Here is a 12237-nt window from a genome sequence, read left to right as displayed (position 1 = left end):
TATCTAAACCATAATTTATGCCAACTGACTGTCTGCCGTACCGTGAAACTGGGTATTTTTCTAATCTTATTACGAACTATCTAGATCAAGAAGAAGCATTTAAGCCCTTTTATCACAGATTTCCTACCGCAGATAATCTTATTAAACAGGCAGAAGAGAAGGGGCGATTTTTCAGTCCGCTTTCGCGAAAGCGTTTATATGATTCCCTCATCGCGCAATATAAAAGTACAAACACCTCTGCCGAGACACAGCTCAACTTAGAGCATCTTGCAAGCGAAAATACATTTACCATCACGACAGGGCACCAGCTCAATTTATTTACGGGGCCGCTCTATTTTTTATATAAAATTATCTCAGTCATTAATCTCTGCAAGGAGCTTAAAGAGAAAGATCCAGATCGCAATTATGTGCCTATTTACTGGATGGCGACAGAAGATCACGATTTTGACGAGATTAATTACTTCAATTTTCAAGGTAAAAAAGTGCAGTGGAATCGTGAGGACGGAGGCGCCGTAGGTGAACTCTCAACCGATGGACTGGCTGAGGTACTAGCATTGTTTAAAACACAGCTAGGGACTTCAAGAAATGCGGAGTACCTCTCAAAACTTTTTAGTGATGCCTACCTCAATCACGATAACCTGGCAGATGCAACGCGCTATCTAGGTAACGAGCTTTTTGGTGAGTACGGCCTTGTCATTGTAGATGGTAACGACGCGGGACTTAAAGAATTATTTGCTCCTTATGTACAACGAGAATTGCTAGAGGGCGTGTCGCACGCAAAGGTGACACAGCAAACCGAGCAACTCACTGCGCTAGGCTACCAAGAGCAAGTGCACCCTCGTGAGATTAACTTGTTCTACATCACAAAAGGCATCCGTGAGCGCATTATTAAGGTGGATGATATGTATGTGGTAAATGATACAGATATCCGCTTTCGCGAAAATGAGATACTCGACGAGCTTGCTAACCATCCAGAACGGTTCTCGCCTAACGCTTTGCTGAGACCACTTTTTCAAGAAGTGATTTTGCCGAATCTTTGTTACATAGGTGGAGGCGGAGAGCTGGCGTACTGGTTCCAACTGAAAACATATTTTAAAGAAGTGGGAGTTCCATTTCCAGCATTATTACTTCGTAACTCGGCATTAATACGTACCGAAAAGCAACGTACAAAAGCCGAAAATCTAGGCGTATCATTGCCAAATTTATTTCTAAAACAAAACGAACTCATCAACCGAAAGGTGCGTGCCATCTCAAATATAGAGATAGACTTTTCTGCACAACGCAGCTTTTTAAAAGAGCAGTTTAAAGCAATGCACTTACTAGCCGAAGAGACAGATGCTAGTTTTATAGGAGCTGTAAAAGCACAAGAGGTAAAACAACTTAAAGGTTTAGAAAACTTAGAGAGTAGATTGCTGCGCGCACAAAAGCGTAAACTAAGTGATCACGTACAGCGCCTAGTAGATTTACAAAACGAAGTATTCCCAATGCAAAGCCTGCAAGAAAGAAATACCAACTTCTCACAGTTTTATCTAGAATTTGGCGAGCAACTTATCCCTGAGTTAGTAAATGCGCTAGAGCCGCTAGGCGGGGAGTTTACGGTGGTTACTTTGTAAGTTATTTGTTAATTAATTTGTGTTTCGTTTCTAGATATTAAATGTTTTATTTTGGGGTCTAAGACTTTATAAATCTTTTCACCTTTATTTCCAAGTCTGTCATCTGTTTCTATTAATTTATAATTTAACATCTGTTCGATTTGGTTCATCGTAGCTCTAGTTTTTTGATTAAATGTTTGATTAACGTCGTAAACATTAAATTCAATTTTTCGTATTCTTAAAATTTTATTTATAACGCTAGTTACATCCTTATTTTTTCCTGTTCTTGAGGGATAGAGTGATAAGTAGTCGTATCTCTTAGCAAATTTTATTAGACCTTTAGAAACATTTGAGCTTTCAAAATATTCTGATTCTTGATTTGTTGACTGATAATCATAAATATCAGACATACAAGATATTAAGTCCCTTGGTGATTTGTTTGATATTACTACGACTTGATCCATATCACTAGGATTTTCAAATAAATTTTCAAAATACTTCGTGTTACCCGTAAAGTACATTACTCTTTTGTCCATTAAGGGCTTCATATCTTTTGATTTCCAACTGATGTCAATTTCCTTAAACTTGTCAAACCTCACTTTTTTTGAAAGGATAGGTTTTACCTCACTCCACAAGCTAAAGGCTATGGCAATGTCATTTTGTAAAAGTAACTCTGTATCAGTTAATATATCTTGCGTGAAATGCGCAATTTTATTTATATCCTGTTCTAGATCTTGAAATTCATCAACTTTATCAAAAAGAATTACTGACGATTTGTAGTAAGTTTTCTTAACAAGATTATTGAATTTATTTAAAAGTTCTTTAAGTTGACGTTTGTCCGAAATTAAAGTTAATTCAGATTTGGAAGCATTAGTATTAATTGTTTCTAGTGATGAGAGATATTCTTTTTGAGAACTAGATGATATTTCCTGATTTAGATTTAATGATTCACTTATTAAGCTAGATGAAATCATAATTGCACTATCTATAACTGAGTTGGCTGGTTTTATCATCAAATTTATAGCCCTGATAATAAGGTTTTTAGATTTGACTTTTTTTGCAATTTCATATTTATTCTCGTAGTCAGTTTTTGTGATTGTACGAAAGAATAATCTTATAAATAGACTTAATAATTCTTTATCTTCTTTGTTAAACTTATTTAAATAGGTCTTGTTTTGATCTAGGAATATCACGTATTTCGTAACTAATTCTCTTAAAATCAGATTTAAAAGCTCGATTTTATTATTATTTAATCCAATGTTGTCGAACCTGTCAATAATAACTGTGAGTACTTGTTCTTTTTCAAGGTCCCTTTTTAATTTATGGATTATTGACGATTTTCCGTGTCCTCTTTGGCCCAATATAAAACGACTTGTACCGGACTGTAAATCGTCAAGTAACGTATTGTAAAAGGTAGGTTCATAGAAAATTTCGTTATGAAATTCTAATTCTTCTTCAGCAGAAAATTTTGAAAATGGATTTTTCTTAACCCCCAAGTGTTCGTTTAATTTATTAGTCATCTGGATTGATTAATATTCTCAGCTAATATACTGTAGTCTAATTCTTTCAGGTTTCTTTTAAATCAAAAGATATTGTGAGTTATTCACACTTGTTCCAACTGTCTTATCCCCTCATAAGCTACAATTCCCACGGCATTTGCGAGATTTAGGCTTCTGATGTGTTCGCTAAATAATGGGATTTTATAAAGTTGGTCGGGGTGTTTTTCGGTGATTTCTTTTGGGAGTCCTTTAGATTCTTTTCCAAAGACGAGAAATAGGTCCTCTTCAAAAGGAATGTCATAATGTGACTTTGTGCCGTGACTTGAGAGAAAGGCCATTTTCGCGAAAGCGTTCTTATTAAAAAAGTCTTCTGTATTATTATAATACTGTACGTCTAGATGCTTCCAGTAGTCAAGACCTGCGCGCTTAAGGCGGGTGTCGTCTATCTCAAAACCGAAGGGTTTTACAAGGTGCAACTTGCAGCCAGAACCGAGGGCAAGCCTACCTATGTTACCTGTGTTGTTTGGAATTTCTGGATTGATGAGTACAATATTGAGCATAATGTCTTGCTTGATGGGATGTATGGTGTATAAATGGTGCGTGAGATACTAATGTTATCACAAAAACTAAAGCTTGTCACGGGCTATAACCCCCGTCTACAGTATCTTTACCCAAAAATAGCATTTTGAGAGTAAACTACTTCCCCCAAAAATTGATATATCTTATTGTCATCGTACTTTTTACGGTAGGTAATACACAGACGGCACAGGCACAGGATTTTGAAAAAATTAAAGAGTTTTTTACGTTTCATCCTAACCACAAGGCGGTTGCAAAAGACAGTACTTTATATGCATCTAAGTTTATAGCAGCACCAGTAATGAGTTACAGTCCGGAGACAAATTTTGCCTTTGGGACGGGTGCAAAATACTTATTTAAATTTAACGGTAGTGGGGAGGAGACGCGTGTGTCTAATATGCCTATCACGCTGCAGTACACACTCAATAGTCAGTTTTTTGTTTATTCTGGATTTGAGATTTTTACAAACCAAGAGAAGTGGGTGATAGAGGGTAATATCCTTTTTCAAAATTACCCAAGACTGTTTTATGGTTTTGGCACAAACTCACCAGAAAGTGCAGAGGAGGAGTATAATTATTACCAGTTGCTAGTGGAGCCTATCTTTTTAAAGCAGGCTTTCACACGTTACCTTTTTGTAGGTGCCGGTGTGCGATTTAATCACATTTACTCTGTTGATATAGAAGAGGGCGGACTTATAGATCAAACCAGACCTACGGGTTATGATGGGTCTACATCACTAGGTGTTGAGGTTGCAGCGCTGTATGATAACAGAAATAATGTGCTTAATGCTCAAAATGGATGGTATCTCGAGACCACGAGAGGTCAATATTTTGAGGCGCTAGGAGGTACACACAATTTTGATTTGACACGTTTTGATTTAAGACATTACACAAAGCCATTTGCAGATAAAGATGATATTCTCGCATTCCAGATGGTGGGAAGATTTACTCGTGGTGACTTACCGTTTTCTGAGTTTTCGTTTCTTGGAGGTAGTGAGATTATGCGTGGTTATAGAGAAGGCCGTTATGTAGGTAGAGATTTACTGGCAAGTCAGGTAGAGTATAGAAAGACGTTTAAGAACTCTCGTTTTGGCGCTGTACTATTTGCCGGTGGAGGTGATATCTATAATGATGTGAGCGATTTTCAGTTTAAGAATTTAAAACCTACCTATGGAGGTGGTCTTCGTTTTATGATAGATAAGGAAGAGCGTCTTAATCTTCGTTTTGATGTAGGTTTTGGTAGAGGCTCTAGTGAGTTTTACTTAGGGATTGCAGAGGCATTTTAATAGCTAGGAGCTAGTGTAATTTGCATCATTTTATTTTTAGAGATAGGAACAAAATTTCTATATTACTCTGAAAATAATCCTGATACGATGCTTAAACCTGTACTCTTTTTTCTTTCCATTTTTTTAGTTTGTAGTTGTGCTCAACAACAAGAACCAGAAGTTGCCGTAAACCCAGAAACGTACTGGGGAGAAAATCCTTGGCCAGACATTAGAAAGAAGCGTATCAGCCAGCTATTACCGCAAGCACTGAAAACTGCAGAGGTAGATTGCTGGATGACTATTTGTAGAGAAAATAATAATGACCCCATTGCAGATCACATAGGAGGAGAAAATGCTGGTGGTACCGCCGTATTTTTATTTTACAACGACGCAACTGGGTTTCACTCCAAGGTATTCTCACCTTCTGGAGAAGCAACTGCGCTAGATGATCTAGATATACACGAGGAGGTCGTGAGTGTAGAGCGAGGAACCTCTGCTATTGAGCAAGCCTCAGATTTTATCAAAACAAAAGATTTTAAAAGTATTGCTATAAACACATCTTCAAAAAATGTGATGGCAGACCGACTTACGCATACACAGTATGAAGAAATCGCTACTGCCTTAGGTGACGAAACCTCAAAACTAGTGTCCTCTGAAGAGGTGGTGTATGAGTGGTTATCTATAAAGCTACCAGAAGAGGTTGCCATCTTAAAGAAAGCAGCAAAGCTCACTGCCCAGTGGCAGATTGAAGCCTACGAGCAAGTAGTACCTGGCACATCTACAGATGCGGATATTGCAAAATATTTAAAACAAAGAATGACCGAGTATGGAGTGACAGATGGATGGGCTCCTGCTCAAAACCCTAATGTAAATTCTGGGCCAGACCGTGGGCACTCGCACGCTACAGATAAAGTAATTATGCCTGGTGATGTGATACAAATAGATTTTGGCATCAAAGTATATGATAGGTGGGTGACAGATATACAGCGATTTGCATATGTTTTAAAAGAAGACGAGAGCGAGGCTCCAGATGAGATTATGCACTACTGGGAAAGTTCTAAAGCTGGAAATAGGGCAGCACTCGCTGCGATGCAACCTGGGGTAAAAGGAGTAGATGTAGATAGTGCCCAGCGCGTACTTATGGAAAAAGCAGGGTCTGATTATGTGATGTGGAGCACAGGCCACCCTGTAGGCTATGTCGCTCACGATGTAGGGCCTAATCTAGGAGGTTCTCAAGCATCTCACGTAAGACCAGCCTCAGAAAAAGTGATCAAGGAAGGGATGACGTTTGCCTTTGACGGTTTTCACTCTTGGAAACTAGCAGGCGGTGGTGTAAAAACAATGTCTGTAGAAGAGATGGCCGTAGTAACAGAAAATGGAGCGGAGTATCTTATCGCTCCACAAGAAGAACTTGTTATTATCTCAAATAAATAAACTAAGCAAAAAACCAGTAATCTTTAACCGCTTCTTTGCCCCAGGCATCGAGTAGTGCTTGTATTTCCTTCTTACCATCTGGAGAAGAAACTACAATCATAATCTGCGCATTTTCTATAGATGGGACATCTGTAAAAGATTGCATACGTACATCATAAATATCTTTACCTATCTGTTTCTCATTATTAGAAACCCAGTGAAAGGTGTCATTATACGATTGTAAAATCTTAGCCATATCCTTACCATTGCGACCGGCACCCCAGAGTACGAGTGGTCGTGTGTTATCACGGTCTATCTCGTAGAAGAAACGCATTTTCATATCAAAATAGCGATTGTCTTTATACTCATCCCAAGTACGTGAGATACGGTTAGAGCGATCACGCCAGTGGTGAAGTATGGCATCTATCCCTATAACTTTGAGCCCGTGTTTGTACATACGGAAACACAAATCATAATCTTCTGGATAGATAACAGGATCAAAAGCACCTACGGCATCAAAATCATCTTTATGAATCATCCAGCAATGTGACGGGATAACGCACTCTTTATAAATCTGCTGGTAATGAGTGCTTGTTCTTGCCACTTCATTAAGCCAGCGCTCATAGCGTAAAAAACCATCACCTACCTCGCCCTCATCTACAAAGTGCTCTGTACCTCCAGCAATCACGTGCCCTTTTCCATACTTATGCCACTCATTTACGAGAAGCTGAATTTTATAATCTGGCATTTTATCATCAGAGTCCATCCTGTTGAGCAGGGTTCCTCGTACTTCTCTATATCCACATTGTAACGTAGGTATTAATTTATAACCGTCACTTTCAAAAACACGAACGCGTGCATCTTGCTTTGCAAATGCCGCAAGAATCTCTGGAGTCTCATCTGTACTGTGATCATTTACAGCAATAAGTTCCCAGTTTTGATACGTCTGGTTTATTATCGAGTTTATGCAATCGTGCAGATATGGAGCCGTGTCTTTTACGGCCATTATGATAGATACGAGGGGTTGATTTACTGCCACGATTTTGGAAGGTTTTTTGTGATTTCTATAGGGTCAAAAGTACTACTTTCTCTCGCGCCGTGTTCGGTCACCCATTTTGCGGTTTCTTGTAATCCTTGTGCAAGTGTTGTGGCTGGTTTTGGGCTAAAGATTTCTGTAAATTTTGAATGGTCTGCATAGGCGTGTACTACTTCCTCGCGCTGCTCGAGGTGGTTGATAGTCACTTCTTTTTTCATAGCAACTCCTACTTCTTTAGCTAGATCATTTACCGTGTTTTCAGTGTCTGCGCCTATGTTGAAGATTTGGTTGTCCGCTTTCGCGAAAGCGTAACTAGACGCAATATAAGGCGCCACATCATCTATGTAGGTAAAAGCACGGGTTTGATTTCCGTCGCCAAAGATGGTAAGCGGTTCGCTTTTTAAAATCTGATTCATAAATATACCCACTACATTGCGATACTTATCTCCAATGTTCTGTCCAGGCCCATACACATTGTGCGGGCGAAAGATAATATAGTCTAGCCCAAACATTTTATGTGCATTTTCTAGATCCATCTCCACTGCATATTTTGCAATACCATAAGGGTCTTCAGGTTGTGGTTTTTGCGATTCTTTAAGTGGTAATTCTTGAGTTCCATACACAGCAATAGAGCTCGTAAAGATGAACTTCTTTATGTTATGATTAACCGCAGCATTAATGAGGTTGATACTCCCTATGAGGTTATTCTCATAGTTGAACTTACGTATAAAATGGCTCAACCCTTCGGCGGCATATGCAGCTAGGTGGTAGATGTAATCTATGTGATGTTGTGCAAATATCTCATCTATAAGTCTGGTGTCTGTAATGCTACCTTCTATAAAAATCGCACCTTGAGGTACATTGCTTGTAAAGCCGCCAGAGAGGTCGTCAAGTATGATTACTTGGTGATGTAAAGCTAGTAAATGACGAGCAACGTGGCTTCCTATAAAGCCAGCGCCACCGGTAACTAATGAGGTTATTTGCATACTGCAAACTTAGGAAAAGGAATTGAGAGGTGCGTTGTTACGCTTTCGCGAAAGCGTAAAAAAACCACCTTTTACAGTGGTCTTTATATATTATCTTTTGCTTGCTCTCGCTTGCTTAAAATATTTTACTGGAGGAAAGAGCATCCCGAAAGATTCTCCATCTTCTTTACCTAGGTGTTTGTGGTGCATTTTATGTGCTCTTCTTAATGCTTTACCGTACCATCCATTTGCATTGCGAAACAACTTAAATCTCTGGTGGATAAAGATGTCGTGTACACCAAAGTAGGCAAGACCATAGGCAAAAATACCTAAGCCTATAGGTAAACCTATCCATACGCCTTCGTACTGCCACAATAGGAAACAGCCTATTGAAACTAGTGCATAAAAGATAAAGAAGAGGTCATTTTTTTCCCACCAAGAGTTGTGTTTTTTATGGTGGTGGTCCTGGTGTAAAGACCATAAAAAGCCGTGCATTACATATTTATGTGTTGCCCAGGCTAGAAATTCCATAATGACAAAAGTCATAACAAAAACGAAGATCCAAAGTAATGTTTGCATTTGTATAGGGGATTCTTTTATATAAGGTTTAAACGATATTTTACATAGCTACGTGCAAGTAGACTTGCCTTTACGTAGTCTGGTACGCGCACTCTTGTGTTCCTAATTTCGGCAGAGGGAACGCGTTTGAGTTTTGTGAGTAATTTTCTATAATAACGGAAAGCGGTGTACACACCAAACTTTGCTTCTATAGGTAGTCTATTTATACCGGCTAGTCCTTTTGCAAAGTCTTCTTCTATCTCTTCGATAATACGTTGCTTAGAGGCTTCATCAAGATTTACAAGATTTGTATTAGGGAAGTAGGTGCGACTTAGTCCTTCAAAATCTGCCTTGAGGTCGCGTAAAAAGTTTACTTTTTGAAAGGCAGAGCCTAAGCTCATCGCACTGTCTTTAAGGCTTTCGTATTTTTCCTTATCTCCTTTTACAAAAACGGTAAGACACATAAGGCCTACTACATCTGCGCTTCCGTAAATGTATTCCTTATACTCTGCATCTGTGAGATAATCTAGTTTTGTGAGATCAAGGCGCATACTTTTCATAAACGATGCAATGTGTGCAGGGTCTATATCATATTTATGCACGGTCTCTTGAAAGGCGTTGAGAATAGGGTTGAGGCTTATTTTATCTGTAAGCGCGTGCTCAAGATCTTCTTCAAAACGTTTGAATAGCGTAGGCTTGTCATAGTCGTGAAAAGAATCTACAATCTCATCTGCAAATCTTACAAAACCATAAATGTTATAAATGTCCTGACGTATACAGGGTGCAAGCATTTTAGTCGCGCTTGCAAATGAGGTGCTATATGATTGAGTTACAACCTTTGCACAGCTTCTCGATACGGTGTCAAATAGAGATTTCATTATTTAATTGATTTGCTTATTAATTGTGATACAAGCTTACCAGATATGAGGGCTGGAGGTACGCCAGGTCCTGGAACCGTTAACTGTCCAGTAAAATACAAATTTTTAACTTTCTTACTTCTTAAATTAGGTCTAAGAAAAGCTGTTTGTTTTAAAGTATTTGCCATTCCGTAGGCATTTCCTTTATAACTGTTATACTCACTTACAAAGTCATCTACACAAAAAGACTTCTTAAAGATAATATGATTTCTAAAATTTTGACCAGATAATCGCTCTAGTCTTTCCATTATAATATCAAAATATTGATCACGTAGTGCCTGCGTATCTTCTACTCCAGGAGCTATAGGGATTAAGAAAAACCCATTTTCTTTACCTTCTGGCGCCATTGTCTCATCTGATACCGATGGGAAATTTGCATAAAATAAAGGCTCTTCTGGCCAAGCAAGATCATCATAAATTGTTCTTGCGTGCTGGTCAAAATCTGTATCAAAGAACAAGTTGTGATGAGCTACGTTATCAAACTTTTTATCAAAACCTACATAAAAGAGTAGTGATGACGGTGCAAATACACGGCTGTCCCAGTACTTCTCTGTGTATTGTCTATATGATGGGTCTAGCAAAGTCTCACTGTGATGATAGTCTGCTCCACTTACGACATAATCTGCAGTAATGGTTTCCCCATTAACTATAATTCCTTGTACTTTTCCTTGATCTACCAGAATTTTACTGGCACCAGCGCTTGTATGAGTTTTTACGCCTAGTGAGTGTGCCAGCTTAATCATTCCTTTGATGACCTCGTGCATACCTCCTTTAGGGTGCCAAGTCCCTAAGCCAAAATCTGCATAGTTCATAAAACGATAGAATGCAGGTGTGTTGTTAGGTTTAGCTCCGAGAAATAATACTGGAAATTCTAAAATAGAAACCAGCTTTTCATTTTTAAAAGCCTTGCGTACGTCATCACTTATAGTCTTAAAAAACTGATTTACGCGTACCGCTGTTTCTGGAGTTACAAGTTCAAAAGGTGAAAGGCCTGGCTTGTTTACTACATCATTAATAGCAATGTCATAGTTGACTCCAGCATTTTTTATAAATTTTTTGAGTTGAGGAGAGCTTCCTGGCTCTATACGCTCAAACTCTGTAGCTATTTTATCTAGCGTATCACCTATGGTTACAACTTCATCTTTAAACCAAACGTAATAAGCAGGGTCCAGCTTTTCTAACTGGTAAAAGTCTGAAACCTTTTTATTAAAATCTCCAAAAAACTTTTCAAAGATATCTGGCATCCAGTACCAGCTAGGGCCCATATCAAATGTAAAGCCCTCTTCTTTAAGTTGTCTGGCACGACCACCTAGGGTTTGATTTTTTTCATAAAGGTGCACCTCGTTACCAGCTTGAGCAAGATAACACGCAGCAGATAAGGATGAAAATCCAGATCCTATAATCACAATCTTTTTAGGCATACGTAGCAGACTTGTTTTTTATAACATTTACAAATTCTCTTATACTCATCATTATATGAACATTTTTAGGAAGGCTAAGCTCGTCTATTTTACTAGTCATAGCTCCTAAAACATATAAATCTAGTTTCTGGTTACCAAAAAGCTCATTAAACTCATCAAAATATGCAGGTATATCTTCTGCCAGCGGCTGTACAGTAAAGTAAGTTGCAAATGAGAGGTTAGGATGATTTGAAGAGAGGTACTTTAAGTTTGATAACATTATGCTCTGCCCTAAATAAATCACCTTGTAGCCATTTGCAACAAGTTCATAATTTAAAAAGAGTAGACCTAACTCGTGTATCTCGTTTTCTGGTAAGAAAAGTGCAAATGTTTTATCCTTGAGAGGCGGCACATTAATTTGTGTCTTCTCAATATTTATAAGAATCTTTTGCTTAATAAGGTTAAAGATAAAATGCTCGTGAGATGGGTTTATGGTATCCGTTTGCCATAATAACCCTATCTCTTGTAGTAAAGGTATAAACGTCTCATAAAAAATGGTGACAAATGGCTTATCTTCATTAAGAGCGTTATATGTCTTGTGAAATAAGTTTTGATCAAAATTCATCATCGCAATCTTAAAAGAATTGATAGCGTGATTTTCATTTGAGGCACTCGTTTCTGTTACAAGTTTTGCTACTAGCGCAGCAATCTCCTTTGTAGAGTGTTTTGCTATTTTAGAAATCTTGTATTTGTTCTCTGTTAGAAATACGACATTAAGTAATTTTTGTAAATCACTTAAAGCATACGTTCTAATGTTTGTAGAGGTGCGCTGTGGCTCTAGAAGACCGTATCTTTTCTCCCAGATACGTATGGTATGTGCTTTAATACCACTTAAGCTTTCTAAGTCTTTAATACTAAATTTAGTCTTTACGGCATTTTTCATAAAACCCTTATTTACTGTAAAAGTAGCGAATTTACTTATTTTGTTTAATCAAATAGTGTTAAGTTTTAAACAAA

11 protein-coding genes are annotated in these 12237 nt (G+C 38.1%); 3 read left to right on the top strand and 8 right to left on the bottom strand.

The window, feature by feature from the left end; all coding sequences use genetic code 11:
* Window positions 1-17 precede the first annotated feature (17 nt).
* Entirely contained in the window at window positions 18-1613 is a 1596-nt protein-coding gene (gene bshC / locus ACJJVM_RS03920; RefSeq protein ID WP_405210873.1) for a bacillithiol biosynthesis cysteine-adding enzyme BshC, read from the top strand.
* A gap of 8 nt (window positions 1614-1621) precedes the next feature.
* Here the strand turns inward: bshC and ACJJVM_RS03915 are convergent, their stop codons facing one another.
* Both ACJJVM_RS03915 and ACJJVM_RS03910 read right to left on the bottom strand, forming a co-directional pair.
* Complete coding sequence (locus tag ACJJVM_RS03915; protein WP_405210872.1) at window positions 1622-3112, bottom strand: hypothetical protein; 1491 nt, start codon at window positions 3110-3112, stop codon at window positions 1622-1624.
* Window positions 3113-3195: 83 nt separating this feature from the next.
* On the bottom strand, window positions 3196-3654 hold the full coding sequence (locus ACJJVM_RS03910; protein ID WP_405212171.1) for a tRNA (cytidine(34)-2'-O)-methyltransferase: 459 nt from the start codon (window positions 3652-3654) through the stop codon (window positions 3196-3198).
* A 149-nt stretch (window positions 3655-3803) separates the two neighbouring features.
* Here ACJJVM_RS03910 and ACJJVM_RS03905 point away from each other — a divergent pair, with 149 nt between their 5' ends.
* Both ACJJVM_RS03905 and ACJJVM_RS03900 read left to right on the top strand, forming a co-directional pair.
* A complete protein-coding gene (locus ACJJVM_RS03905) occupies window positions 3804-4952 on the top strand; it encodes a BamA/TamA family outer membrane protein (protein WP_405210871.1) in 1149 nt (382 codons plus the stop codon).
* A gap of 87 nt (window positions 4953-5039) precedes the next feature.
* Window positions 5040-6365: a M24 family metallopeptidase gene (locus ACJJVM_RS03900; protein ID WP_405210870.1), complete on the top strand. Its 1326-nt coding sequence runs from the start codon at window positions 5040-5042 to the stop codon at window positions 6363-6365.
* Between the two features lies 1 nt (window position 6366).
* Here ACJJVM_RS03900 and ACJJVM_RS03895 read toward each other — a convergent pair whose 3' ends face one another.
* The 6 genes from ACJJVM_RS03895 to ACJJVM_RS03870 form a co-directional block, all read right to left on the bottom strand.
* On the bottom strand, window positions 6367-7383 hold the full coding sequence (locus ACJJVM_RS03895; protein WP_405210869.1) for a glycosyltransferase family 2 protein: 1017 nt from the start codon (window positions 7381-7383) through the stop codon (window positions 6367-6369).
* Window positions 7374-8366, bottom strand: a complete 993-nt coding sequence (locus ACJJVM_RS03890; protein ID WP_405210868.1) for an NAD-dependent epimerase/dehydratase family protein — start codon at window positions 8364-8366, stop codon at window positions 7374-7376. Before ACJJVM_RS03890 ends, ACJJVM_RS03895 begins: the two co-directional genes overlap by 10 nt.
* Before the next feature lie 90 nt (window positions 8367-8456).
* Window positions 8457-8924: a sterol desaturase family protein gene (locus ACJJVM_RS03885; protein ID WP_035336074.1), complete on the bottom strand. Its 468-nt coding sequence runs from the start codon at window positions 8922-8924 to the stop codon at window positions 8457-8459.
* Window positions 8925-8941: 17 nt separating this feature from the next.
* Complete coding sequence (locus tag ACJJVM_RS03880; protein WP_035336076.1) at window positions 8942-9781, bottom strand: phytoene/squalene synthase family protein; 840 nt, start codon at window positions 9779-9781, stop codon at window positions 8942-8944.
* Window positions 9781-11241 carry a phytoene desaturase family protein gene (locus ACJJVM_RS03875; RefSeq protein WP_405210867.1) on the bottom strand — a complete coding sequence of 487 codons (1461 nt, stop codon included), beginning with the start codon at window positions 11239-11241 and terminating at the stop codon, window positions 9781-9783. Before ACJJVM_RS03875 ends, ACJJVM_RS03880 begins: the two co-directional genes overlap by 1 nt.
* Window positions 11234-12163, bottom strand: coding sequence for a MerR family transcriptional regulator (locus ACJJVM_RS03870; protein WP_299148112.1), 930 nt, complete (start codon window positions 12161-12163; stop codon window positions 11234-11236). Before ACJJVM_RS03870 ends, ACJJVM_RS03875 begins: the two co-directional genes overlap by 8 nt.
* Between the last annotated feature and the right edge of the window lie 74 nt (window positions 12164-12237).

Source organism: Dokdonia sp. Asnod2-E02 (assembly GCF_045063915.1).
In the GTDB taxonomy this organism is placed as follows: domain Bacteria; phylum Bacteroidota; class Bacteroidia; order Flavobacteriales; family Flavobacteriaceae; genus Dokdonia.
The sequence above is the reverse complement of the archived record's forward strand: the minus strand, read 5'-3'. Positions and strand labels throughout refer to the sequence as shown.